At 60.4% G+C, this 25,718-nt stretch carries 22 protein-coding genes; 16 read left to right on the top strand and 6 right to left on the bottom strand.

Features of this window, described 5'->3' with window-relative positions:
- Position 1 precedes the first annotated feature (1 nt).
- Together IT763_RS11390 and eno are read left to right on the top strand one after the other, a co-directional pair.
- Positions 2 to 430 (top strand): universal stress protein, encoded by a 429-nt coding sequence (locus tag IT763_RS11390; protein WP_206195422.1) that lies wholly within the window; start codon positions 2 to 4, stop codon positions 428 to 430.
- Positions 431 to 446: 16 nt separating this feature from the next.
- The gene (gene eno / locus IT763_RS11385; RefSeq protein ID WP_143778992.1) at positions 447 to 1,730 is read left to right on the top strand and encodes a phosphopyruvate hydratase; all 1,284 of its coding nucleotides are present in this window, start codon (positions 447 to 449) and stop codon (positions 1,728 to 1,730) included.
- Here the strand turns inward: eno and IT763_RS11380 are convergent.
- A complete protein-coding gene (locus IT763_RS11380) occupies positions 1,727 to 2,134 on the bottom strand; it encodes a MerR family transcriptional regulator (protein WP_016927737.1) in 408 nt (135 codons plus the stop codon). The two genes, eno and IT763_RS11380, sit on opposite strands and share 4 nt — an antisense overlap.
- A gap of 70 nt (positions 2,135 to 2,204) precedes the next feature.
- On the opposite strand from IT763_RS11380, the gene IT763_RS11375 reads away from it, so the two are divergent.
- The 3 genes from IT763_RS11375 to IT763_RS11365 all read left to right on the top strand — a co-directional run bounded on the left by IT763_RS11375 (position 2,205) and on the right by IT763_RS11365 (position 6,801).
- The gene (locus tag IT763_RS11375; RefSeq protein ID WP_143778991.1) at positions 2,205 to 3,425 is read left to right on the top strand and encodes an NADH:flavin oxidoreductase/NADH oxidase family protein; all 1,221 of its coding nucleotides are present in this window, start codon (positions 2,205 to 2,207) and stop codon (positions 3,423 to 3,425) included.
- 505 nt (positions 3,426 to 3,930) lie between these two features.
- On the top strand, positions 3,931 to 5,313 hold the full coding sequence (locus IT763_RS11370; RefSeq protein ID WP_004937838.1) for a diaminobutyrate--2-oxoglutarate transaminase: 1,383 nt from the start codon (positions 3,931 to 3,933) through the stop codon (positions 5,311 to 5,313).
- Positions 5,314 to 5,331: 18 nt separating this feature from the next.
- On the top strand, positions 5,332 to 6,801 hold the full coding sequence (locus IT763_RS11365; protein WP_028127421.1) for an aspartate aminotransferase family protein: 1,470 nt from the start codon (positions 5,332 to 5,334) through the stop codon (positions 6,799 to 6,801).
- A 76-nt stretch (positions 6,802 to 6,877) separates the two neighbouring features.
- Here the strand turns inward: IT763_RS11365 and IT763_RS11360 are convergent, their stop codons facing one another.
- Positions 6,878 to 7,405 (bottom strand): carboxymuconolactone decarboxylase family protein, encoded by a 528-nt coding sequence (locus IT763_RS11360; protein WP_049299212.1) that lies wholly within the window; start codon positions 7,403 to 7,405, stop codon positions 6,878 to 6,880.
- 3 nt (positions 7,406 to 7,408) lie between these two features.
- Positions 7,409 to 8,197 (bottom strand): cyclase family protein, encoded by a 789-nt coding sequence (locus tag IT763_RS11355; RefSeq protein WP_206195421.1) that lies wholly within the window; start codon positions 8,195 to 8,197, stop codon positions 7,409 to 7,411.
- A gap of 127 nt (positions 8,198 to 8,324) precedes the next feature.
- On the opposite strand from IT763_RS11355, the gene IT763_RS11350 reads away from it, so the two are divergent.
- Both IT763_RS11350 and IT763_RS11345 read left to right on the top strand, forming a co-directional pair.
- Positions 8,325 to 9,131: an AraC family transcriptional regulator gene (locus IT763_RS11350; RefSeq protein ID WP_100225605.1), complete on the top strand. Its 807-nt coding sequence runs from the start codon at positions 8,325 to 8,327 to the stop codon at positions 9,129 to 9,131.
- A 69-nt stretch (positions 9,132 to 9,200) separates the two neighbouring features.
- The gene (locus IT763_RS11345; RefSeq protein WP_206195420.1) at positions 9,201 to 10,133 is read left to right on the top strand and encodes a LysR family transcriptional regulator; all 933 of its coding nucleotides are present in this window, start codon (positions 9,201 to 9,203) and stop codon (positions 10,131 to 10,133) included.
- A gap of 7 nt (positions 10,134 to 10,140) precedes the next feature.
- On the opposite strand, the gene IT763_RS11340 is transcribed toward IT763_RS11345, so the two are convergent.
- On the bottom strand, positions 10,141 to 10,782 hold the full coding sequence (locus IT763_RS11340; protein WP_049299210.1) for a TetR family transcriptional regulator: 642 nt from the start codon (positions 10,780 to 10,782) through the stop codon (positions 10,141 to 10,143).
- Positions 10,783 to 10,875: 93 nt separating this feature from the next.
- Between IT763_RS11340 and IT763_RS11335 the strand changes: the two genes are divergently transcribed.
- The 8 genes from IT763_RS11335 to pqqF all read left to right on the top strand — a co-directional run bounded on the left by IT763_RS11335 (position 10,876) and on the right by pqqF (position 18,324).
- Entirely contained in the window at positions 10,876 to 11,538 is a 663-nt protein-coding gene (locus IT763_RS11335) for an O-methyltransferase (RefSeq protein ID WP_016927746.1), read from the top strand.
- Between the two features lie 81 nt (positions 11,539 to 11,619).
- On the top strand, positions 11,620 to 12,669 hold the full coding sequence (locus tag IT763_RS11330; RefSeq protein ID WP_049299208.1) for a dipeptidase: 1,050 nt from the start codon (positions 11,620 to 11,622) through the stop codon (positions 12,667 to 12,669).
- Positions 12,670 to 12,786: 117 nt separating this feature from the next.
- Positions 12,787 to 12,864, top strand: a complete 78-nt coding sequence (gene pqqA, locus IT763_RS11325) for a pyrroloquinoline quinone precursor peptide PqqA (RefSeq protein ID WP_004937827.1) — start codon at positions 12,787 to 12,789, stop codon at positions 12,862 to 12,864.
- 58 nt (positions 12,865 to 12,922) lie between these two features.
- A complete protein-coding gene (gene pqqB, locus IT763_RS11320; protein ID WP_206195419.1) occupies positions 12,923 to 13,834 on the top strand; it encodes a pyrroloquinoline quinone biosynthesis protein PqqB in 912 nt (303 codons plus the stop codon).
- Between the two features lie 9 nt (positions 13,835 to 13,843).
- The gene (gene pqqC / locus IT763_RS11315) at positions 13,844 to 14,599 is read left to right on the top strand and encodes a pyrroloquinoline-quinone synthase PqqC (RefSeq protein WP_015376769.1); all 756 of its coding nucleotides are present in this window, start codon (positions 13,844 to 13,846) and stop codon (positions 14,597 to 14,599) included.
- The gene (gene pqqD, locus IT763_RS11310; protein WP_049199562.1) at positions 14,599 to 14,877 is read left to right on the top strand and encodes a pyrroloquinoline quinone biosynthesis peptide chaperone PqqD; all 279 of its coding nucleotides are present in this window, start codon (positions 14,599 to 14,601) and stop codon (positions 14,875 to 14,877) included. Before pqqC ends, pqqD begins: the two co-directional genes overlap by 1 nt.
- The gene (gene pqqE, locus IT763_RS11305) at positions 14,870 to 16,006 is read left to right on the top strand and encodes a pyrroloquinoline quinone biosynthesis protein PqqE (RefSeq protein WP_206195418.1); all 1,137 of its coding nucleotides are present in this window, start codon (positions 14,870 to 14,872) and stop codon (positions 16,004 to 16,006) included. Before pqqD ends, pqqE begins: the two co-directional genes overlap by 8 nt.
- Before the next feature lie 2 nt (positions 16,007 to 16,008).
- On the top strand, positions 16,009 to 18,324 hold the full coding sequence (gene pqqF / locus IT763_RS11300; protein WP_206195417.1) for a pyrroloquinoline quinone biosynthesis protein PqqF: 2,316 nt from the start codon (positions 16,009 to 16,011) through the stop codon (positions 18,322 to 18,324).
- Positions 18,325 to 18,464: 140 nt separating this feature from the next.
- Here pqqF and IT763_RS11295 read toward each other — a convergent pair whose 3' ends face one another.
- Entirely contained in the window at positions 18,465 to 21,500 is a 3,036-nt protein-coding gene (locus IT763_RS11295) for an autotransporter domain-containing protein (RefSeq protein ID WP_176063183.1), read from the bottom strand.
- Between the two features lie 907 nt (positions 21,501 to 22,407).
- Here IT763_RS11295 and IT763_RS11290 point away from each other — a divergent pair.
- Entirely contained in the window at positions 22,408 to 24,501 is a 2,094-nt protein-coding gene (locus IT763_RS11290) for a bifunctional diguanylate cyclase/phosphodiesterase (protein WP_206195416.1), read from the top strand.
- Here IT763_RS11290 and IT763_RS11285 read toward each other — a convergent pair.
- The gene (locus IT763_RS11285) at positions 24,498 to 25,694 is read right to left on the bottom strand and encodes an MFS transporter (RefSeq protein WP_049299202.1); all 1,197 of its coding nucleotides are present in this window, start codon (positions 25,692 to 25,694) and stop codon (positions 24,498 to 24,500) included. The two genes, IT763_RS11290 and IT763_RS11285, sit on opposite strands and share 4 nt — an antisense overlap.
- Positions 25,695 to 25,718 lie beyond the last annotated feature (24 nt).

Genomic DNA, 25,718 nt, shown 5'->3' with positions numbered 1-25,718 from the left:
CATGCCGCTCTACCAACATGCTTTACTGCTGGTGCAGGATGAACGCGACGGCCGGCTGCTGTTGCGTCATGCCGAACGCCTCAATCAGCAGATGAATACGCGCATTACCGTGGCGCACATCAGCGCCGACTATGCCGAGCTGGACTACCTCAGCGATTCGCTGACCAAAGATCGCCAGTCCAGCGAGGTGATCGCCGCCAAAGCCATGCTCAGCCGTCTGGTGGAAGACTGCTCAATCCCCCTGGAGGTGCGCGCAATTATCAGCATCCATCGCTTCAAAGACGTCGAAGCCCTGATTGCCCGCGAAGGGGTCGATCTGTTGCTGCTCGGCCATCAGAACCGTCCGTTCGGCGTCTTTGCCTCCTTCGGCTTCGAGTTCATTAACCATTTGTCGATCGACGTGCTGATAAAGCACGTGCCCACTCCCTAGAATGAGGTGATCATCCATGAGCTATGAGATTGAAAACGTAACCGCCAGAGAAATCCTGGATTCGCGCGGCAACCCGACCGTCGAAGTTGAAATGACTGCGGCGGGCGTCGTGGCACGGGCTTCGGTTCCCTCCGGCGCCAGCACCGGTTCACGCGAGGCGGTGGAGCACCGCGACGGCGATCCGCACCGTTTCGGCGGCAGAGGCGTACTGGAGGCGGTGCACAGCGTCAAAACGGCGATCAATGAGGCGCTGCGCGGGGTGGATGTGCGCCAACAAGAGGAGATTGACCGCCGGCTGATCGCGCTGGACGGCAGCGAGAACAAGAGCCGATTGGGGGCCAACGCCCTGCTCGGCGTTTCTCTGGCCGCCGCCCGCCTCGCGGCGCAATTGTCGCAACTGCCGCTGTATCGTTATCTGGGCGGCATCGGCGCCAACCTGCTGCCGGTGCCCTGCATGAATATCATCAACGGCGGCGTGCACGCCCGTTGGCAAGGGGCGGACTTTCAGGAGTTTATGATAGCCCCGCAGGGCGCGCCATCGCTGCGCGAGGCCGTGCGCTGGGGCAGTGAAGTCTATCAGGCGCTGCGCCAAATCCTGTTGGAACAAGGCCTGTCGGTCGGCGTCGGCGACGAAGGCGGTTTCGCGCCGGCGGTTGCCTCGAACCGGCAACCGCTGGAGCTGATCGTGCAGGCGATAGAGAAAGCCGGTTATCAACCGGGAGACGATATCGCCATTTGCATGGACCCGGCCTCAAGTGAATTCTATGCCAACGGCAAATACCGCCTGCGCAGCGAAAACGCTGAACTGGATGCCGAACAGATGACGGCCTATTACCAGCGGCTGGTGCAGGATTTTCCCATCGTGCTGATTGAAGACGGTTTGGCCGAGGACGATTGGGCCGGCTGGCGCATTCTCAGCGACACCCTGGGCGATCAGGTGGAACTGGTTGGCGACGATCTGTTCGTCACCAACGTGAAATACATCCAGCGCGGGATTGATGAACGGTTGGCCAATGCGGCGCTGATCAAATTGAACCAGATCGGCACGCTGAGCGAAACTTTCGCCGCCGTGCAGCTTTGCCAGGCAAACGGCTGGGGCGCCTTTATCTCGCACCGCAGCGGCGAAACCGTCGACAGCTTTATCGCCGATATGACGGTTGCGATGCGAGCCGGCCATTTGAAAACCGGCGCGCCGTGCCGCGGCGAGCGCATCGAAAAATACAATCAGCTGATGCGCATTGAGGAGCAATTGGGCACCGCGGCGGTATATGCCGGGCGCGCCGCCTTTAAACGCCGTTAATCTTTGCAGGCCGGCCACGCACCGGCCTGTTTTTCATTTTTTGCGCGGCATAATCCCGCCACGCCGGATTCCAACAGAATACGCCGCGTCGCCATCAACGTCTCACGCTGCTCGTTCAGCGTCGCCATCATCCGCTCGATCTCCGCCAGCCGGCTGTCGACGCCCTGTATCAACCCATCCTCATAAGCGCTGCCCTGCAGCGCCAATACCCCGCGGATCGCCTGCAGCGAAAACCCCAGATTCTGGCCGATTTGGATCAGGTGCAGCCGCTCCAGCGCGCTTTCGCTATACACCCGATAACCGTTGACGCCGCGCACCGCTTTGGGCAGCAGACCCTGCTGTTCGTAGTAACGTATCGCCGAGGCGGCCATGCCGGCGCGCTCCGCCAACTCTCCGATTTTCATGCCCTATTGACCTTAAAGTTAACTTTAAACCTAGTATAGCGCCATTCACCCTGCGACAGGAACGTACCCGATGTTTACCCCGCTGATTCTGCCCAACGGCAGCCGCTTACCCAACCGTCTGGCCAAGGCCGCGTTGGAAGAAAATCTGGCCGATGAAGGCCAACTGCCCGGCCCCGCGCTATGGCGTCTGTATCGCCACTGGGGTATCGGCGGCGCCGGCCTCATCATCACCGGCAACGTGATGATCGACGGCCGCGCCATGACCGGCCCCGGCGGCGTGGTGCTGGAACAGGATACGCCGCTCGCCCCGTTTGAAACCTGGGCCAAGGCCGCGCGCCAGGAAGGCGCGCAGGTATGGATGCAGCTCAGCCACCCGGGCCGTCAGGTGATGGCCAACATGGGCGGCAACGCCTGGGCGCCCTCCGCCATCCCAATGGCGATGGGGAAGTACAGCAAGCAGTTTGCCCCGCCGCAGGCCATGAGCGAAGCGCAGATTGCCGAGGTGATCGCCCGCTTCGCCGCCAGCGCGCACGCCGCCGAACAGGCCGGGTTTACCGGCGTGCAGATCCATGCGGCGCACGGCTACCTCATCTCCCAGTTCTTGTCGCCGTTGTCCAACCAGCGCAGCGATCGTTGGGGGGGCGAGCTGGCGAATCGCGCCCGCCTGCTGCTGGAGGTGGTGAGCGCGGTGCGCCAGCGTGTCTCGCCAGGCTTTTGCGTGGCGGTCAAACTGAACTCCGCCGATTTTCAGCGCGGCGGCTTTTCGCCGGACGAGGCCCGACAGGTATTGTTGATGCTCAACAAACTGCCGGTCGATCTGGTGGAGCTATCGGGCGGGAGTTATGAAAGCCCGGCGATGCAGGGCGAAGCGGCGGACGACAGCACCCTGGCGCGCGAAGCCTATTTTCTGACCTTCGCCCGCGATCTCGCCGCAGTAGCCCGCATGCCGGTGATGACCACCGGCGGCATCGCCCGCCCGTCGGTGGCGCAACAGGTGCTGAACAGCGGCGTCGCGGTAGTCGGCATCGCCACCGCCATGGCGGAAATTCCCGATCTGCCGCACCGCTGGCAAACCGGCGAAGCCCCTCATGCACTGCCCGCACCGGTAAAATGGCGCGACAAAACGCTGACGCTGCTCGCCCGCATGGCGCTGATCAAGCGCCGCATGCACGCCCTGAGCCGCGATCGGACGCGCAACGTGCGTTACTCCCCACTGTGGTCGCTGCTCATCGATAGATGGCGCACCCGCCGCACTCTGCGGCGCTATCGCGTCTGGTTACGGCAACGTTAATGACCACGGCGCCGGCAGACTCGCCGGCGCCGCACAAAAATTCCGCTTTTTCGATCGCGCTACGTAAAATCTGCGAGAAATCACCACTCTGGATACCGCGCTTTTAACGCTCGATGACTTATATTCATCACAAATTTTGTGTATATAACCGCTATAGGACTTAAGGTGGTGAATAGATGAAAATAAGCCGCTATTTTCTATTTATGTTATTAATCGGAAATTCACCTTAATAATAAATGCATTAAAGAGGCGGACAAAGGAAAGCAGAAAGGGATTTTTACGCAATGTTAAGGAAATGTTGTTTTCTGCTGGCAAAACCAACGGTCAACAAATCAACAACATATTGATGAGCCTAAGAAAAAACTAAACAATTCAAAACAAAATCGGCTATTGAGTCCCAGGCGAAAAAGCCATATATTGGTCGCGCTTTTCACAAGGCAGTTACTTTTCTAATTCATTAATTCAATCGTTGCGTGTTGAGACCTTCGGTTGTAGGAGAGATATGATGACGGATAAAGTCCGTATTGATACTTTAGTTGCAAACTCATTAAACGGAAACAATGAAACCTATTTGGCGCGTCAAGCCGAATTTGAGTCGAATGTTAGGAGTTATCCGCGCAAACTGCCGTTGGCAATTGCGAAAGCCCAGGGCGTTTGGATCACTGATGTTGAGAATAATCAATATCTTGATTGCCTGGCCGGGGCGGGAACGTTGGCTCTTGGACATAATCACCCCGACGTCCTGCAAAGCATCCAAAATGTCATTACCAGCGGCTTGCCGTTACATACTCTCGATCTCACGACCCCGTTGAAAGATCGTTTCTCCGATTACCTGCTCTCTCTGTTGCCTGGCGAAGGCAAAGAGTATTGCCTGCAGTTCTGCGGTCCGTCCGGCGCCGATGCGGTGGAAGCCGCGCTGAAGCTGGCGAAAAAGCACACCGGCCGTTCCGGCGTGATCAGTTTCTCCGGCGGTTATCACGGCATGACCCACGGCGCGCTGTCGGTCACCGGCAACCTGTCGCCGAAGGCGGCGATCAACGGCATGATGCCGGAAGTGCAGTTCATGCCTTATCCGCATGAATACCGCTGCCCGCTGGGCATCGGCGGCGAAGCCGGCGTCAAGGCGCTGACCTACTACTTCGACAACCTGATCAACGACGTGGAAAGCGGCGTGCGTAAACCGGCTGCGGTGATCCTTGAAGCCGTTCAGGGCGAAGGCGGGGTTAACCCGGCGCCGGCCGAGTGGCTGCAGCGCATCCGCAAAGTGACCCAGGAACACGGCATTCTGCTGATCATCGACGAAGTTCAGGCCGGTTTCGCCCGTACGGGCAAGCTGTTCGCCTTCGAACACGCGGGCATCGAGCCAGACATCATCGTGATGTCGAAAGCGGTCGGCGGCGGCTTGCCGCTCGCGGTACTGGGCATCAAAAAAGAGTTCGACGCCTGGGAACCGGGTCACCACACCGGCACCTTCCGCGGCAACCAGCTGGCGATGGCCACCGGCCTGACCACCCTGCAGTACCTGAAAGAGCATAAGGTCGCCGACAAAGTGGCCGCTCAGGGCGAGTGGCTGAAAGGCAAGCTGGCCGAGCTGCAGAAACGTTATCCGGTGATCGGTCACGTCCGCGGTCTGGGCCTGATGATCGGCATCGAGATCGTCAAGCCGAACGAAGCGCAGGATCACATGGGCTGCTACCCGGCCGATGGCGAGCTGTCCGCGCTGCTGCAGAAGAAATGCTTCGAATCCGGTCTGATCCTGGAGCGCGGCGGGCGCAACGGCTGCGTGCTGCGCCTGCTGCCTTCCCTGCTGATCACCAATGATGAGCTGGGTATTTTCCTGGATAAATTTGAGCAGGCGCTGCTGGCCGCCGGCGTCAAGCCAGTCTGATTGGAGCGAATGACCGCGATGTCCAAGTTAAACCCGATTCTGGCTTCCTCGGCGCACAGCGCCGAGGCTTACCGCCAGGCGATCGCACAGAGCAGTGAAGCCGTCGTGCAGTGGCTGCAACAGCCCGAGATGTATCAGGGCAAAAGCGTTGCCGAACTGCGCGAGCGCATCAAGCTCGACTTCACCCCGCAAGGCCTGGGCAACCAGGCGGCGATCGAGCGCGCCATCGAGTATTTTTTGAAAGACAGTCTGTCGGTGCACCACCCGCAATGCGTGGCGCACCTGCACTGCCCGAGCCTGGTGATTAGCCAGGCCGCCGAAGTGCTGATCAACGCCACCAACCAAAGCATGGACTCCTGGGATCAGAGCCCGTCGGCCACGCTGATCGAAATGAAATTGATTGAGTGGCTGCGCGCCCAGGTCGGTTACCAGCCCGGCGACGCCGGGGTGTTCACCAGCGGCGGCACCCAGAGCAACCTGATGGGGCTGATGCTGGCGCGCGATGCATTCTTCGCGCGTCAGGGCCACTCCGTGCAGCAGGACGGTCTGGTGGGCGATCTGCGCAAGCTGAAAGTGTTCTGTTCTGAAAACGCCCACTTCTCGGTGCAGAAGAACATGGCGCTGATGGGCCTCGGCTATCAGTCCGTCACCCTAGTGAAAACCGATCGCTTCGCCCGCATGGACGTGAACGATCTGGCGGAAAAACTGGCGCAGGCCAAGGCCAACGGCGAGCAGGTGATGGCGATCGTCGCCACCGCCGGCACCACCGACGCCGGTGCCATTGACCCGCTGCGCGACATCGCACGGCTGGCGGCGGAGCAGCAGATTTGGGTGCACGTGGATGCGGCCTGGGGCGGCGCGCTGCTGCTTTCCGAGCAGTACCGCGACTACCTGGACGGCCTGGAGCTGGTGGACTCCATCACCCTGGACTTCCATAAGCAGTTCTTCCAGACCATCAGCTGCGGCGCCTTCCTGCTGAAAGACGCGCGCCACTACGAGCTGATGCGCTATCAGGCGGCCTACCTGAACTCCGAGTTCGACGAGGCGCAAGGCGTGCCGAACCTGGTGTCCAAATCGCTGCAGACCACCCGCCGCTTCGATGCGTTGAAGCTGTGGATGGGGCTGGAAGCGCTGGGGCAGAAGCAATACGCCGAGATCATCGATCATGGCGTCACGCTGGCGCAACAGGTGGCGCGTTACATCGCCGATCAGGAATCGCTGGAACTGGTGATGCAGCCGCAGCTGGCCAGCGTGCTGTTCCGCTACCGTCCGGCGCAGCTGGCGGCGAATGGCGACGCGGCCGTCGCGCTGTTCAACCAGCGTATCGGTGACGCCTTGCTGGAATCGGGCCGCGCCAACGTCGGCGTAACCGAGTTCGATGGCGTAACCTGCCTGAAGATGACGCTGCTGAACCCGATCGTGACGCTGGAAGACATCAAGCTGTTGCTGGCGTTGGTCGAGAAAACCGCGCAGCAGCTGCCGGCGTAACCCTCCGCCACTGCGCATTAAAAGCCGATAGCCCCAGGCTATCGGCTTTTTTATCGCGCTCACGCCGTGCGCGTACTCAATCCGTTGACATGTTTTCCCAGGATGTCGCTTGTAGGTCCAGATCGATTTCCAGCGTTTCCAAAAAGCGCGCCGTCATCATGTAGTGCCCAATCATTAATGCCAGTTCAGCCAGTTGAACCTCATCATAATAGCGCCTGACCGCGTTAAACGTGTCGGCAGAAACCTTCACCTGCTGCACGCATTCATCGACAAAATGCAAGATGGCCGCTCCTCTGGCGTCGATGCCAACACCCTGCTCTATTTTCTCGATGTCGTCATCGCGCCACCCCGCAAGGATCGCCAACGGATAGTGTTGCATACGCTCATAAGCGCTGTGGCTTAACGCGCCAACCCTTAATATGATCATTTCCCGATCTTTATCACACAGTCGCCCGGCCGGAAAAGAGGCGCCCAGCGACAGATATCCCTGCGCCGAACGGCTGGTTTTCAACAGACCCAGCGTAAGATTGGCGGGAAAACGGGCATATTGTTGCTGTTGCTCAGCCGTTAATTCACTCACTGCCGGCAGTTTTATTCTGGCCATCGTTTATTCCCCCGCGCGTTCATCGATAATTGCAACCGGCCGAGCCCAGCCGGCGGATGCCTTATAAACTTTGACCGGCAGACTGATCACGTTGAATCCGCAGGGGGGCAGCAATTCAAGATTGCACAGTTTTTCAATCTGGCAATAAGGATATTTACTGCCGGCATAGTGCCCTTCCCAAATAAGCGAAATATCGCCGCTTTGTTCAAATTTGGTGCGCGTATGGCTGAATGGCGCATCCCAGCTCCAGGCATCGGTGCCAACCACTCTGACGCCGCGTTCAGTAAGATACAGCGTCGCCTCACGGCCCATGCCGCAACCGCGATGAATAAAATCTTCACTGCCGTACCGCCCACCGGCCGCCGTATTGACCAGAACAATATCGCCGACGGCGAGCGGATGATCAATCCTCGCTAATTCACGCTCAATATCACGCGCAGTGACCACATAACCGTCTGGAAAATGGCGAAAATCCAATTTGACGCCAGGGCCGATACACCATTCCAGCGGTATTTCATCAATGGTTTTTGACGCCGAACCGTCGTCCATATGCGAATGGTAGTGATAAGGGGCGTCCATATGCGTCCCCGCATGGGTGCTCATGCGGACAAATTCCACCGCCCAGCCCTCCTGACGCGGCAGCGCCAGGGGATCCAGGCCGGGAAATGATTCCGCCAGCTGCAACGCTCCGCGCTTGTTGTCAACATACTCGATTTCCGGCAGAAACCGCTCCGGATCGGAAGCGATCCCGATCATCAGCGGCACCGAAAGATCAATGATTTTACCGTACATATTGTTACCTTTATCCAGGGGAATGACATGCCCAGAGTAAGCTTTCCCCATAGAATAGAAATGCCGATTATCAGACAACTTATTGTTATAATAGGAAGACGCAGCCATGAACGGACAGGAAGGCGTCATGAAACCGTCAGAATTGACCGGGGAAATCCCAATATCGATTTGGTTCAGAAATAAATCCTGGCCGGCAGGAACGCAATTCCCTTTACAGGCGTTGCCATGGGGCAAACTGATGTATTCCATGAAAGGGTTGGCGGAAATAAATATTGAGGACAATATTTATTTATCCACTCCGGAATATGCCATTTGGCTCCCCGTTAATACCGAACATGAATCCGTAGCAAAGAGTGCAATTGACTATGTCATTCTTCATGTCAGCCCCCCGCTATGCCAATCCTTACCGAGCAAACCGCAAACCCTGCGGCTGAATAAGATCGTCAAAGCGGTGCTGGCCGATTTTTCAGAAAGGCGCATTGGCTATCCGCACACGCCTCAGGACCAGACGTTGGTTACCGCATTGCTTGAGCAGCTGGCGCTGTCGGAGCGTTTTGACAGCTACCTGCCGCTCGGCAGCGACGACGTGATCAAGATCATGACCGAAAAGATGAGCGCCGCGCCGCACGATTTCAACACGCTGACGCAATGGTCGGGCATGCTGGGCTTGAGCGAGCGTACGCTCTCGCGGCGATTTCTCGCCGCCACCGGCATCTCTTTCAATGAATGGAAACTGAGAAGCAAAACCCTCATGGCGATGACGCTGTTGCAGGAAGGGAGAGCCGTCAAATATGTCGCCTCTACCCTGGGGTATCACGATCCTTCCGCGTTTATCGCCATGTTCAGACGGCAAACGGGCCAGTCCCCCTCCGGTTTTTTAGCGGTAAGTCATGGCACCCCGAAAACAGGCTCAGGCATAATGCATGGCGACTGATGCAGCATTCGTACGCACAAACTGCATCGAACGCCTTCCCCCCTATTCAGCACGACAGGATGCGCACGCATGACAGACCCTGATTTCAACCTGCTGATCGCGCTCGACGCGCTGCTGACGGCGGGCAGCGTTGCCGGCGCGGCGCGCCGTCTCGGTTTAAGCCCCTCGGCGATGAGCCGTACCCTCAGCCGACTGCGCGCGGCCACCGGCGATCCCCTGCTGGTGCGCGCCGGCCGTCATATGGTGCTGACGCCCTATGCCGAAACGCTGCGCGAGCGGGCGCGGCACGCGACGTGCGAAGCCCGCGCTGTGTTGCGTCCGGCTCACGGAGCATTGGATCCCGCCGCGCTGGATCGTACCTTCACGCTGCGCGCCAATGACGGCTTCGTCGAGGCCTTCGGCCCGGCGCTGATCGCCGCCGCCGCCGAACAGGCGCCGCGGGTGCGGTTGCGCTTTGCGCCCAAGCCGGAGAAAAGCGACCGCCCCCTGCGTGAAGGTCTGGTCGATCTGGAGATCGGCGTGTTGGGTGACATGGGCCCGGAAATCCGCCTGCAGGCGCTGTTCCGCGATCGCTTCGTTGGCGTGATGAGAACCGCACACCCGCTGGCGCAACAGCCGGAGATTGGCGTCGCCGACTACGCCGCCTGCGGCCACGTGGTGGCCTCGCGCAGCGGGCGCATCCTCGGGCCGGTAGACGCCGCGCTGGCGGAGCTGGGGCTGGCACGCCATATCGCCGCCGTGGTGCCGAGCTTTCCCGCCGCGCTGGCGGTGGCGCAGGCCTCGAATCTGTTGGCGTTGCTTCCCGCCTCTTTCCTGCAGGCTCAACCTGCCGATGGCCCGCTGCGCGTCTTCGAACTGCCGGTAAAAACGCCGCCCATCACCGTCTCGCAGATGTGGCATCCGCGCCTGGACGCCGAGGCGGATCACCGCTGGCTGCGGCAGTTGGTGCTGTCGGTTTGTCGTCGGCAGGCGCAGCTCCCGGCGAGTGACAATGTCACCTAAAAAGCGTTTACGGCCTCTGATGCCCGTTTAAATCGGCCAGATAAGCGCAGAACATATCCGCCATCGCATCGGCATAAGCCGAGATCTCGGAATCAGTTCGCGGCGTTTCGGAGAATTGCTTGCCCGCCGCCCCCAACGTGCCGACGATCAGATCGCCCGCCAACCGGCGAGTGACCTGCGGAACATCAGGCAACGCTTCGCACATGAAAACCTGCACGATATCCTTGCCGGCTGCCTTTACCGCCTGTGCCTCCGGCGCATCGCGGTAAAGCGGCGCCGCATCATTCAACGCTACGCGCATCTGCGCCTCTTCACATTCCGAACGGATAAACGCCTGCACCAACAACCGCAAGCGCGCGAACGGCGTTTTCTCGCGGTCGGCCAAAATACGGCTCAGCATATCCGTGGTCTGCCGCCATTCGTCGCTCTGCAAACGAAACAGGATCGCCGCCTTATTGGGGAAATACTGATAAAGCGACCCGACGCTGACGCCGGCACGCTCGGCCACCCTGGCGGTGGTGAAACGCGCCGCCCCCTCCTGCGCCAAAACCTGAATAGCGGCGGTCAGAATAGCGGACACCAGTTCGGCGGAGCGCGCCTGTTGCGGTTGTTTTCTCGAGGAAATTTGCTTACTGCGGCGTTCAGTCATAGCGGGCGGCCAATGCGAATAGAGGAATGCGAATAGTTCGTCATATTATAACGGCATGCGCTAACGCGCTCCATTTACGACAGGAAATTTGCCATGAGTACCCTGACCACTGCCCCCTTAGCGCCGCTGCTAAACCGCCTGTTCCAACAGGCATCCCGCCGGTCGCCGGCGCTTGCCGCCCTGTTCCGCGACGTGCCGGACGCAGAGCAAAGCCGGCTGATGCAGAGCAAAACCGAGTACCGCGAACTCTACCACCGCCTGAAGGATTTCCCGCTGGCCGTGTCGCCGGCGACCGGGGCCTTGCTCTACATGTTGGCGCGGGGTTGCCGGGCGCAAAACATCGTCGAATTCGGCACGTCGTTCGGTATTTCGACCCTGCACCTGGCCGCCGCACTGCGCGATAACGGCGGCGGCCGATTGATTACCTGCGAGTTTGAACCGAGCAAAGCGGCGCGGGCGCGCGACAACCTGACCGAAGGCGGCGTCATCGACCTGGTGGAGATCCGCGTCGGCGACGCCCTGGAAACGCTGCGCGGCGATCTGCCGGCCACGGTCGATCTGCTGCTGCTCGACGGCGCCAAGGGACTTTATCCCGATATTCTCGACCTGCTTGAGAGCCGTCTGCGGCCCGGTGCGCTGATCGTCGCGGACAACGCCGATGACAGCCCGGATTACCTGGCGCGGGTGCGCGATCCGGCGACGGGCTATCTCTCCACGCCGTTCGCGGATGACGTCGAATTGACAATTCGGCTTTAAAATCCCCATCGAGCGAGGGTTGTTCCCCCTCGCTCGATGGGAGAACATAGCGTTCACGATGCCTGACGCAGTGAAACGCCCATGACGCTTCCCCCTCTCTGGCCGGTCTTCGACGGCCATAACGACCTGCTGCTCAATCTGTGGCTGCAGCATGACGACGATCCGGTCGCCGCCTTTTATTCCCGCGTCACGCCGGGCCACCTCGATTTCTCCCGCATGCAGCGCGGCGGATTCTGCGGCGGGCTGTTCGCGGTATTTATTCCTCCGGTCGGCTATATCGCCCAGATGCGTAATCAAACGCAGGACGAGGCGCAGGCCGCCTTCGATCCGCTGGCGATCGCCGAACGGCAAATCGCCATCCTGCAGCAGCTGGAGCAGGCTTCTCAGGGGCGGCTGCGCATCTGCCGCACCGCCGCCGAGATAGAGCAGTGCCGCCTCAACCGGCAAATCGCCGCGGTGCTGCATATCGAAGGCGCCGGCATGATCGATGCGGAGCTGACGCAGTTGGAGGCCTTCTACCGGCTGGGCGTGCGCAGCATCGGGCCATTCTGGAATCTGCCTAACGCCTTCGGCAGCGGCGTCAGCGGGCCGTTCCCCGGCTCACCCGATACCGGCCCCGGCCTGACGCCGGCCGGCGAGGCGCTGATCCGCGCCTGCAATCACCGACGCATCATGATCGACGTCTCGCACATGAACGAGAAAGCCTTCTGGCAAACCGCCGCGCTGAGCCGTGCGCCGCTGGTCGCCACCCACTCCAACGCCCACGCCCTCTGCCCGCAGCCGCGCAACCTCACCGACGCACAGCTGGACGCCATCGCCCAGAGCGGCGGGATGGTCGGCGTCAATTTCGGCACCGCCTTCCTGCGGGCGGACGGTAAACGTGACAGTGCAACGACCGGCTTAACAGAAATTGTTAAACACGTTGAGTATTTGATCGCTAAACTTGGTGAAGATCGCGTGGGATTTGGCTCTGATTTTGACGGAGTCAACGTACCGCAACCGTTGGAGGACGCCGCAGGCCTACCGCGCCTGACGCAAGCGCTGGCGCAGGCCGGGTTCGATAACCGGCTGCTGGAGAAGCTGACCTGGCGCAACTGGCTGAACGCGCTCGCCGCCACCTGGGGTGAATAACCCGGTTACGCTTTAAAGGTTGCGATCTTCGTCACATTTCGCCAACATTGGGCCGGCCTAATGCGAAAATTTCTCATTGGGCTCGAACTATCACGATGCATGTAAAGGAGCACCGCTATGACTACCTGGACTAAACCTGAGTTTGTTGACCTGCGTCTGGGGCTGGAAGTGACGCTGTACATTTCCAACCGTTAATCGCCTGTCTGCCCGCCTTTCGCGCGGGCATTTCTTTCCCTCTTTTTCTGGTTCAGACATGCAGATAAAAGTTCTCGGCTCGGCGGCGGGCGGCGGCTTTCCCCAGTGGAATTGCAACTGCGACAATTGCCGGGGCGTTCGCGACCACAGCATCAACGCCACGCGCCGCACCCAGTCTTCCATCGCCGTCAGCGACGACGGTAAAAACTGGGTGCTGTGCAACGTTTCCCCGGACATTTGCCATCAGCTGCTGGCCTCGCCCGAATTGAATAATCCCGACGTGCTGCGCGGCACCGGTATCGGCGCGATCGTGTTGACCGACAGCCAAATCGATCACAGCGCGGGCTTGCTCAATTTGCGCGAGGGCTGCCCGCATCACGTCTGGTGCACGCCTGAAGTGCATGACGATCTCAGCACCGGCTTCCCGGTATTTCCCATGCTCTCCCACTGGAACGGCGGGCTGATTCACCACCCGGTGACGCCCGGTGAGCCGTTCCGCACGGCGGTCTGCCCAAACGTGCGCTTCACCGCCATTCCGCTGCTCAGCAACGCGCCCCCCTATTCGCCGTACCGCGATCGCCCGCTGCCGGGCCACAACGTGGCGCTGTTTATCGAAGATACCGCGCGCGGGGCCGGTCTGCTGTACGCACCGGGCCTGGGTGAGCCGGACGAGGCGCTGATGCCGTGGCTGCGCCGCGCGGACTGCCTGCTGATCGACGGCACGCTGTGGCGCGACAACGAACTGGCCAACGCCGGCGTGGGCCGCAATACCGGCAAAGACATGGGGCACCTGGCGCTGGCGGAAGAGTACGGGCTGGCGGCCCTGCTCAGCACCTTGCCCGCCAAACGCAAGATCCTGATCCACATCAACAATACCAACCCGATCCTCAATGAAGACTCCGCGGAACGGCAGAGCCTGACCGCCGCCGGCATCGAAGTGAGCTGGGACGGCATGAATATCGAACTGTAGGGAATCGCCATGACGCAACCACGTCCCCTGACGCCGCAGGCATTTGAAGCGGCGCTGCGCGCCAAAGGCGCTTATTACCACATCCACCACCCGTATCACATCGCGATGCACAACGGCGAAGCGACGCGTGAGCAGATCCAGGGCTGGGTGGCCAACCGGTTCTACTACCAGACCAGCATTCCGATCAAGGATGCGGCGATCATGGCCAACTGCCCGCAGCCTGACACCCGTCGCAAGTGGGTGCAGCGCATTCTGGATCACGACGGCTACGGCGGCAGCGAAGGCGGCATCGAGGCCTGGCTGCGCCTCGGCGAGGCCGTCGGGCTGCAGCGCGACGCCCTGCTATCCGAGCAGTTGGTGCTGCCTGGCGTGCGCTTCGCGGTGGACGCCTACGTCAACTTCGCGCGCCGCGCCTGCTGGCAGGAAGCAGCCTGCAGCTCGCTGACCGAACTGTTCGCGCCGCAGATCCACCAGTCGCGTCTCGACAGCTGGCCGCAACACTACCCGTGGATCGACGCCGCCGGCTACGACTATTTCCGCAGCCGCCTCGGCCAGGCTAACCGCGACGTGGAACACGGCCTGGCGCTGGCGCTGGACTATTGCGATACCGTTGAAAAGCAGCAGCGCATGCTGGAGATCCTGCAGTTCAAGCTGGACATTCTGTGGAGCATGCTGGACGCCATGAGCATGGCCTACACCCTGAACCGCCCGCCTTACCACAGCGTGACCGCCGCGCGGGTATGGCACAACCAGAGGCTGGTGTAATGACGCTGAACCCTGAACACACTCCCGTCTTCCGCCGCGGTTACCGCCTGCAATGGGAGCAGGTGCAAAACAGCCATGTGATCCTCTACCCGGAAGGCATGGCCAAGCTGAACGACAGCGCCGCCGCCATTTTGCAACTGGTCGACGGCCACACTACGCTGAACGGCATCATCGCCCAGTTGAACGCCCGCTTCCCCGGCGCCGATGGGTTGGCGGACGACGTGCTGGAATTTTTCCAGCGCGCCTACGAACAAAAATGGGTGACCTTCCGTGACTGAACCACATGCGCCGGCGGTGAATCCGCCGCTCTGGCTGCTGGCGGAGCTGACCTACCGCTGCCCGCTGCAGTGTCCGTACTGCTCCAACCCGCTCGATTTCGCCGCGCAGGAAAAAGAGCTGACTACCGCACAGTGGATAGAGGTGTTCCGCCAGGCGCGGGCGATGGGCAGCGTGCAGCTCGGCTTCTCCGGCGGCGAGCCGCTGGTGCGTAAAGACCTTCCCGAGCTGATCGCCGCCGCCCGCGATCTCGGGTTTTACACCAACCTGATCACCTCCGGCATCGGCCTGACCGAGAAAAAGCTGCAGACCTTCGCCGACGCCGGGCTGGATCATATTCAGATCAGTTTTCAGGCCAGCGACGAAACGCTGAACGCCGCGCTGGCTGGCTCCGCCAAGGCATTTCAGCAGAAGCTGGCGATGGCCAAGGCGGTCAAGGCGCTCGGCTATCCGATGGTGCTCAACTTCGTGTTGCATCGCCATAATATCGGCCAGATCGACCGCATCATCGAACTGGCGATCCAGCTGGATGCCGACGACGTCGAGCTGGCGACCTGCCAGTTCTACGGCTGGGCGCACCTGAACCGTGAAGGCCTGCTGCCGACCCGCGAACAGATCGCCGAGGCAGAAGCGGTGGTGAAACGCTACCGCGAACGCATGGCCGCCGACGGCAAACTGGCTAACCTGCTGTTCGTCACGCCGGATTACTACGAGGAGCGGCCTAAAGGCTGCATGGGCGGTTGGGGCGCCATCTTCATGAGCGTGACGCCGGAAGGCATGGCATTACCCTGCCACAGCGCCCGTCAGTTACCGATTACGTTTCCGTCGGTGCTGGAGCACGATCTGCAGCATATCTGGTACCACTCCTTCGGCTTTAACCGCTATCGCGGCTATGACTGGATGCCGGAGCCCTGCCGGTCCTGTTCGGAGAAAGAGCAAGACTACGGCGGCTGCCGCTGCCAGGCGTTCATGCTGACCGGCAACGCCGACAACGCCGACCCGGTGTGCGGCAAATCGCCGCATCACGGCACCATCCTGGCGGCGCGGGAAGCGGCGAACCGTTCGCAGATCGGTATCGATCAGCTGCGTTTTCGCAATCAGACCAACTCCCGTCTGATCTTCAAGGGTTGACGATGGCACCCGCCGCCGCTTCGTGGCAGCTCGATAACGGTTTGGCCGTCAAAGCGATAAGCGACCCTGCCGCCGACGCCGCCGCCGCGCTGGTGCGCATCGAAGCGGGCAGCTTTCAGGCGCCTGCCGCCTGGCCCGGCCTGGCGCATCTGCTGGAGCATATGCTGTTTCGCGGCAGCGCGAACTTCAGCGCGCAAGATGGGCTGATGGGCTGGACGCAGGCGGCCGGTGGCCGGTTAAACGCCACCACCCAGGCCACGCAAACCGCGTTTTTCTTTGAGGTGGGCGCCGCCCATCTGGCGGATGGGTTGGCGCGGCTGAGCGATATGCTCGCCGCTCCGCAGCTGGCGACTGAGGCGATCGCCCAGGAGATCGAGGTCATCGACGCCGAATACCGCCTGCTGCGCGCCGATGTTGAAACCCGCTGCGAAGCGGCGCAGCGGCAGATGTTCAGCGGATTTGACGCGCTGCATCGCTTTCATATCGGCAGCCGCGCCGCTTTCGGCAGCGATATTTCCGCGTTGCAGCAGGCGTTGCGGCAGTTTCACCACCATTATTACCGCGCACCGAACATGACGCTGTGGCTGCAAGGCCCGCAATCGCTTGAGCAACTGCATGCGCTGGCACAGCGCTACGGTGGCGGCTTGCCGTCGGGCAGCGCCGCGCCGCCCGAGACATTGCCGCCGCTGGCCGCCGGGCAAGATTACACGCTGTCTCTTCCCGGCGCGCCGCAGCTGCGGCTGGTGTTTGCCCTGCCGCACTGCCGTTCACGCGGCTGGCTGCGACGGCTTGAGCGTTTATTGCTGGACGACGCCCCTGGCGGGCTGCTGGCACGGCTGCGCGCGCACGCGTGGGGCGACGCCGTTCGGCTGGATTATGCCCGCTGCGGCGAAAACAGCGCCCTGTTGAGTTTTATTTTCACCGTCAATCACGGCTCGGCGTCTGAGGCCGCCCATATCGAAAGCGCCTTGCTGGCATGGCTGCAGGCGTTGAACGCGCTGACACCAGGCCAGCTCGAGCATTTCGGGCAACTGGCGAACCGCGATTTTCACCGTCTGGCGCCGCTCGATCAGCTGCGGGCCAGAGCGTTTGGGCTGCCGCCGACGGAACAGCATGACGACTGGACGCGGCAACTCGCTATGCTGATGGCGGCGCCGCGCCGCCGCCTGGCCGTGCAGCCCGAGGGGGGCGGTGAAACGCGCGAAATCCAAGGGCTGCCGCTGACCCTGCGCCCCTTCGCCGGCGCCGCGCTGGCACCTACAGCGGAACCTTTCCGCTTTTTCTCAGCCTCAGCGGCGCTGCCGATCCCGCCCTTGCCGGCCGGCCAGGCGCCGCTGCGGCATCTGCGTTCCGGCGAGGCGCAGCCGGTGCTGTTGCTGCGCCCAGCGTCGCATGGCGCGCTCAGCGAAGAACAGGCCTGTGGCTTGCAGGCGGCGCTGCGCCCTGGCGCGGCGGAGCTGGCGCATCGGGAGGGACATTTAAGCGTCGAACGCCACCAGGGCGTGTGGCTGCTGCAGCTGGCGGGCAGCCACGGGCTGATCTGCCACGGCCTGAACGTCGTGAACCGGGCTCTGGCGGCGCAGCCGCCGGCCGTCATCAACGAGGCGGCGAGAAACCTGCGCCACGCGCAGTTAAAACAACGAAACGATATCGCCATTCGCCGCCTGTTGGCCCAATTGCCGGCGGCGCTGAACGTCTCTACGACAACGGCGCCACACTGGCATGCCACCCTGGTCGGCGGCGATGGCAAGTTAAAACGGCGACTGTCACATTTGCTGTATGACTTCCCCTACGCCATAACGGCTGAGCCGCAAACGCCGCCGCGTTTACATCCCCCTGTCACGCTGACGGAAAGCGGCGCCGAACACGCCTTGCTGCAGTTTTACCCGCTGCAAAACGATGAAGCCGAAGGCCGCTGGGCGCTGCGCGTGCTGGCCCGGCTTTACGCGCCGCGCTATTTTCAGCGGCTGCGCGTGGAACGCAACGTGGGCTACGTGGTGCAATGTGCCTTCCACCGCTGCACCCATGCCGAAGGCCTGCTGTTCGCGCTGCAATCCCCGACGTTCACCGCAGAACAGCTGCGGCAGTTAAACGATGAATTCTTGCTGCAGATGTATCATGAGCTGACGCACGTTAGCGTTGGAGAGCTGGAGCAAACGCAACAGGCGCTGCAACAAAACTTGCAAGGCCTCAGCGCCGAGCCGTTGCAACGTGCGCGGGAGATTGCGTTGGAAAATCGCGCGGCCATTGCCGCCGCTGCGCCGATCACGCTGACGCAATTGCGCTATTGGCAGCAGCGTTTGTTTTCCTCTGATTGATTTACCCGGCGGCGAACACCGGCCGGGGGAATAGGTCGCTGAGAAAGTATCGCTCATGCCGCAGAAGGCCGGCTGGCCGCGAAAAAAAAAGCCCCCATCGTCTCGATGAGGGCTGAATAAAGCGAAGCATGCAACCGCGATCAGAAGCGCCAGGTCAGACCGGCGTTGACGCTGTTGTCCTGGTGGTTGGACGACAGCTGCCCGCCGTAGCCAAGGGACAGGACGGCATTTTTGTTAATCGATACATCGACGCCCGCTTTCAGAATCGCGCCATCGCGAGAAACAGGCACGCTGTTCACGTCGAACGCCGCATCAGTGCGTTTGAACATCAGCTGCGTTTTACGCTCCAGCTTGCCGTACTGATGCTGCCAACCCAGCTCGCCGCGCAGCGCGATCGCCACGCTGTCGGTTTGCCACTCGGTGTCGGCGCGCAGACCCAACGTCGAGGCGGTGGCGGACTGACTTTGTTTGTCGCCGCGCAGCGCCGCTGCCCCGCCTTGTTCGTTGATCTCCTCGTTACGGTAATGGGTATACGCCAGGTTGGCGAACGGCTCAAGGTTGACCGCATCGCTCGTCCAATCGTAGCCGCTTTCGATGAACAGCTGACCGGTGCGCGCGTTATACTTGGCCTTCTCGCGATCCGACTGCGCGCCGTAGTTCACCGAACGCGAGGTGTCGATGCGATGCCAGGTATAGGTGCCGCCCGCTCGCAGCGCCAACGCGCCGAAGCGTTTGTCGCCGTACAGCCCCAGATGGTAGTTGTCGCTGTGAGCATCTGACTGATAACCTCCATCCAGCGAAGTGCGGGTATACCCGGTCATCATGCCAAGCCGGCCGTCGCTAAACAGTTCGCTGTCCAGACCTAACAGCACGCCATAGGTGGAGGTCTGGTAACCGGTGGCGTTGTCGTTGCCGGAAGCATGCCCCCAGCTACCCAGCAGTTTCGCCCAGGCGCCGTTGTCATCCGCTTTAATGTCGGTAGCGGTGCGGCGGCCTTCCGCCTGGCGCAAGCGCTCGGTGGCGGTATCGCGCAGGTAACGGCTTTCGTTGATCTGGGCGGAAGCCATATCCGCGTGGATCTGGCCGGACAGTTGACGGGTCGCCTGTTGCAATTCTCTGGCCGAGGTGAAGCCGAGGAAGCTTTCATAGACCGGATGGCCCGCCACGATGCTCGCCTCTTCGTTCACGGCTTGCGCCTCGCCCCCATCGCTTTGCAGCAGGTTGGCCTCTTCGGCCGCCGGGATCGCCACGCTGCGTTTGGCCGTTTCCGTGACCGGTTCCGTCGCGTTGAGCGTCTCCACCGCACGAGCTACCGCTTTCTCGTTCTCAGTGCTGGCCAGGCTGTCAAAGCTGGCGTCGGTGCGCGTGATGCCAAGGCCGACGTCATTGCCCCGATAATCCAGCGCGACTTTAACAAACGGATACGATGGGTTGGCGTTTTCGAATCTACCGGTAACGCCGTCCGTCGTGGTCAGGATGGTGTACTTGTTGCCCAGCAGACTCTGCGCCTCATTCTGCGACAGCAGGTTTTGGCTGCGTTCCAGGCTGACATTCACACTGCCGCCGTTGAGGAAAGCGCGCCGCGCGGCGATCTTATCGCTGCGGCCATTGTCCGCCACTTCCACGTTATACTGCGAACCGCGATCAAAAATGGCATCGTGCAACACATGCAGCGTGCCGATGCCGTTGCCCGGCGCGACGCTGCCGCTCCGAGCCGCTCTGAAGGCGCCTACGGTGCCCTCGCCGGACAATGTGCCGCTATTTTCGATATAGACGTTGGATGCCACCGAACCGTCGATCGCCAACACGCCCTGTTTCACCCAGGTATCACCGCGATAGGTGTTATTACCCAACAGCGCCAGCGTACCGGCGCCCGTTTTGGTCAAGCCGCCGTGCCCGCTGATGTCGTTACTCCACGAATCGAAATCGCATTCGCTCGACGTGCAGCGCCGCTCAACCGGCGTGCCGGGTTCGACGATATTTCCCAGGCCGGGGATATTCACCACAAACTGTTTCTCACTGTAGGAACCCGGCACATAATATTCCTGCGGGATATCCTCTTTGGTAATAAACATTTTCGGGCCGTTGATCGCATCGCGTAAATTGACGCGCCCCCAGCCGAATAAATTATCAATGCCGGCAACGCCTAAATCGGTGGCGGTGGTTTTAATGACTGCAGATATTTGATCGGCGCTCATATATGGGAAGCGCTGCATCAATACGGCGGCGACGCCGGTCACATGCGGCGCCGCCATTGAGGTGCCGGATTTGTTGCCGTAACCAGGATTAAGCGACAGCTCGCCCTTATTATAAGCTTCGCGATTCACGGCGCCGCCGGTATTGGACTCCAGCCGGCCGACGGTGCTGTAAATATCAGAACCCGGCGCGGAAACACAATAGCTGGCCGTTTGCCCGCAGCTGGTCGAGGAAACGCTTAACTGATTTTCGTCACTCAGGTTGGTCACAATCAGGTAATTATTCAGTACGTCCGGGAAAGCGTAAGGCAGTGACTTTTGCGCTTCCGGAATATTGTAATTGTTGTAATTGCCCGCCGAGAAGACGATCAGCTTGCCGTGCCTGGCCGCCCGCAGCAGCGTCGACATGGCGCTGTGCCCGCCGGTGGGCACCGGTTGTTCGCTGCCCCATTCCACGCTGGATTTGCTGCGCATCATCTCGGCGATCACTTCGCTTTTTACGAATGCCACGTAGTCCGGCCTGCCGTTCGGCAACCAGATGATATCGCCTTTGGCGTCTCGCCGTATATCCGGCGCGATCCCCCAGCTGTTATTGATGACGCGAGCCGCGCTCTGAATCAGCTCTTCACGGCCGTTGCGATTACCGTAATCATTCAATTTGGTGCCGATAATATCCGCGTCGAAAGCGACGCCGTGCATGCCTGCGCCATCTCTTTTAGCCGCAGCGATACCGGCTACGTGCGTGCCGTGATCGCCGAAAGACATATTATCTTGTTTATCATACGAGAAATTATAACTGCCGTTATCCAGGCGCGTCAGTTTACCGGAGAATTCAGAATGGGAAAGAATAGCGTTATCGATAACGCCGATGGTTATACCTTTTCCGGTATAGCCTCTGGCATAGGCGAATTCGGCGGAAATAGCTTCAAGCCCCCATTGGCGATTAAACTCCGCGGTTTTCCAACTGTCAGGCGCGCCCAATCGACCGGGATCCTGATAAGCGGCAAGAGAAGAATGAATGGATAAGCCATAACAACCCAGAAAAACGCAATACGCTAACTTCAATCTTTTATTAAGTATCATTTTACGCTCCATGTTTATTTATACCCAGAAGAAAACTTACGTTTTAACCGCGCTGAAACCTCCTATGATCGTGAAACGACGGATAACACATGCGGACCCGGCGCGGGCCGCACGAACAGACATGCTGAGAGATGCAAATGGGCGCGGACAGACAAAGGGATGTCATCGCGCCGGGCGCCTATGGCGCAGGCGTCTGGAGAGGAGGCGAATGTACGTTTGCCGGCGCCGTTGCGCCGGAATGACCCGACCATCGGGACCGGGCGTAAGGATCAGGCTGTGGGTACATTTCGCTTCATCATCCAGTTTTGCTAATGATTTTCATTCGCGAGGCTATCTTATACGTAAGCAAAGTGTCAACAGATGAAACAAAACATTTCTTGATTTGTATCATGACTTTTCTCTAAGCGCCGAGCGACGGTGCTGCGATAACCGCTGAAGAGTGCATGAAATGACGGCTATTGCCGCCATAAGTGAGATTTTTATCAGTGAATACGCATAGCGGCGACAGTGCAGACGATGGAAGAGCATGAAAACACCTGAATATTTCATCAAATAGAAACATCAGATTGATTAATTTTTATGGCAATAGCCCACCGTGGTCGGAGCACTTATTTTTCGATGCAATATAAGAGGGGCTTATAAATAACAGGAGTATTCCTAATGCGTTCTTGTGTAATCTATTTCATGCTACCAGGCCGGTTTTTAGCCGCGTCCGCTGGCTATTCCTAATTTCATTGGCAAGACTATATTGAAAGAGGCTCTGCTATAGAGCACGAATATGGGTAATTTTCCGAGGAAATACCGCATGACCCTGTTGCCCAAGCAGAGCAATAACAAAAATCCGATTGATCTCTATAGCGAAATCGTAGACGACTTGCCGGGTCTGATTTGCTTCGGCAACCGCCTTGGCGGTTACTTCAATAAGCAGTGGCGCGACTATACCGGCGCCATCGCCGGTGAGCACGCCGCCGCAGACTGGCTCGATGCACTGCATCCCGACGATCGCGATCGCCTGGCCGCGCAATGGCGCCAGGCGATCGTTGCCCTCTCCTCGTTCGCCGGCGAAGCCCGTCTGCGCGAGCGCAGCGGCGCCTACCGGTGGTTTATGCTGGCGTTTAACGCCCGTCAGGACGGCATGGCGCAGGAGCCCAGCTGGTACCTCACCGCCACCGACATCCATCCGCAAATGCTGCAACGCCAGCAAAACGTTCAGGCGCTCTCTATCCAGCAAGACATGCTGGACGCCAGCGTCGACTGCATCAAAGTGATCAATCACGACGGCACGCTGCGCCACATGAATCGCTCCGGCAGCCTGGCGCTCGGTCTTGATCCGGCGCAAAAAGAGTTTGGCATGCCCTGGCTGGGGCTGCTGTCCCCCGAGATCCGTCGCCGCGGCAGCAAGGCGCTGCGCAACGTCAGAGCCGGAAAAAATGCGCGCTTCACCGGATTGAGCGTGACGCCGCAGGGTAAAAAACAGCACTGGGACAACATTCTCACACCGGTCAGCGATGAACACGGCGCCGTGGCCGAGATCTTGTGCGTCTCGCGCGACGTGACGTCGCAACGCGTGATGGAACAACGTCTGTTGCTCGCCAGCGAATATGACGAATTGACCGGCCTGCCCAACCGGCGCTTATTCAAGAAAAAGCTGAAGCAAGAGATGAAGCGCGCCCTGCACGGCAAAAAGTCGCTTGGGCTGATGCTGCTGGATCTTGACCACTTCAAGCTGGTGAACGACACGCTGGGCCACGCGGCGGGCGACCATCTGCTGCGGATCTTGGGTAAAAGGCTCAGCGCCTGCATGAATGCGCATTCGTTCGTCTCCCGCCTCGGCGGCGACGAGTTCGCCGTGGTGATCAGCGATGTCGAAAACGAGCAGGATATTTTCCGCATCGCCAACAAGTTTCTGCTGCAGTTGGAGACGCCGATCACCCACGGCGGCAAGACGCTGCATTGCGGCATGAGCATCGGCGGCGCCATCTATCCCAAAGACGCTCGCGACACTTCGGAGCTGATGAAATGCGCCGATACCGCGTTGTATGAACTGAAAGACGGCGGCCGCGGCGGCGTCTACATGTTCGATCGCAAGATGATGGACAAAGCCCGCGCCCGCGCCAGCCAGCTCAACTACGCGCGCCAGATCGTACGCGACAACTGCATCCGCCCCAGCTACCAACCGAAAGTCTGCCTGATCGACGGCAGCATCGTCGGCTTTGAAGCGCTGCTGCGCTGGCACTGCCCGCAAAACGGCGTACAGCTGCCGGCGACGGTAAGCGAGGCGTTCAACGACTACGAATTGGCAACCAAGATCAGCGAAGCCATGCAGCTGAAAGTCTTCGCCGATATCGCTCGCTGGCGCGCGGCCGGCGTGGCGGTGCGGCCTATTTCGCTGAATGTGTCGCCGATCGAGTTTTTACGCGACAACTACGCCGAAACCTTCCTGCAACGTCTGCTGAAGTTCCGCATTCCCCATCACCTGATCGAACTGGAAGTGACCGAACACGCGTTCAACAAGCACGGTTCGAAATATGTACTGCGCGCGCTGCAAATGCTCAAAGAGATGGGTATCCGCATCGCGCTGGACGACTTTGGCACCGGCCACTCCTCATTCAGCCATATCATGGATTACCCGCTGGACTGCATTAAGCTGGACTGCGACTTTATTCAACGCATGAACACCGAACCGGCGATCCTGGCGATCGTGGAAAGCATCGGCATTCTCGGTCAAAAACTGTCGATCGATATCATCGCCGAAGGCGTGGAAACCGAGCAGCAGCGCCAAACGCTGTGCGAAGCCGGTTTCCATATCGGCCAGGGTTTTCTGTTCAGCCGGGCGGTGGAGTCCCAGCAGGTGCCCGAGTTGCTGCAGGCGATGCCGCAGTTTGTCGAGGGCCGCTAAGCGCCCTGCCGTTCGCCGAACGGTGCCAGCTTCATGCCGAGCAGCGTCACCACGCAGATGATCGCCCCGGCGTAAAAGGTGGAGGCGGAACCGAACAGTTCCCACAGGGTTCCGGCCCCGAGACTGGCCAGCAGCAATGCCACGCCGCTGATCAGATTGAACATGCCGAACGCGGTGCCGCGCAGGTGCGCCGGCGCAGTGTGCGCCACCATCGCCGCCAACAGTCCCTGCGTCATGCCCATGTGCACGCCCCACAGCGCCACGCCAAACAGCACCCCGCCCCAATGATCGCTCAGCGCCAATACCAGGTCGGCGGCGATCAGCACCAGCAGCCCGGCTTTCAGCAATCCTTCATGGCTCATGCGGTCGGACAATTTACCGAACGGATAGGCCGAACAGGCGTAGACCAGATTCATGGCGACCATCACCAGCGGGATCAACGCCAGCGGCGTGCCGCCCTGCTGCGCCTTCAACACCAGGAACGCTTCACTGAAGCGCGCCAGCGTAAAGATCGCGCCGATGCTCACCACCCACCAATAGCTGCGCCCCAACAGCCGCAGGTTGGCGCGGGTAATCGGGTTGGTGCGCTTGTGGGTTATCGCGGCGGCCGGCTCTTTCAGGCCGAAAAACAGCAGCGCAATCGCCAGCGCTGCCGGGATCGCCGCCACCCAGAAGATGGCGCGAAAATCGTTGTGCCACAGCAGCATCAGGCCGACGGCCAGCAGCGGCCCTAAAAAGGCGCCGACGGTATCCAGCGACTGGCGCAGCCCGAAAGCCGCGCCGCGGATCTCCGGCGGCGTCACGTCGGCCACCAGGGCATCGCGCGGCGCCCCGCGGATGCCTTTGCCCACGCGATCCAGCAGGCGCGCGCTCATCACCATGCCGGACGACGACGCGATGGCGAAAAAGGGTTTGCTGATGGCGCCCAGCCCGTAGCCCAGCAGCGCCAGCCCCTTGCGTTTGCCGAGGTAATCGCTGAGCACGCCGGAGAACACCTTGACGATCAACGCCGTCGCCTCCGCCAGCCCTTCGATCAACCCGATGACGATCACGCTGGCACCGAGCGTCGTCGCCATAAACAGCGGCAACAGGCTATGGATCATCTCCGAGGAAACGTCCATCAGCAGGCTCACGCCACCCAATACCCACACGCCGCGCGGTATGCGGCCCAACGTAGCGAAACGCGACGACATGGTGCATCCTCGATCGATTCAGCG

The sequence above is a fragment of the Serratia sp. CMO1 genome, assembly GCF_015689115.1.
Lineage (GTDB): Bacteria > Pseudomonadota > Gammaproteobacteria > Enterobacterales > Enterobacteriaceae > Serratia > Serratia marcescens.
This window is presented reverse-complemented; position numbering and strand designations above follow the sequence as displayed.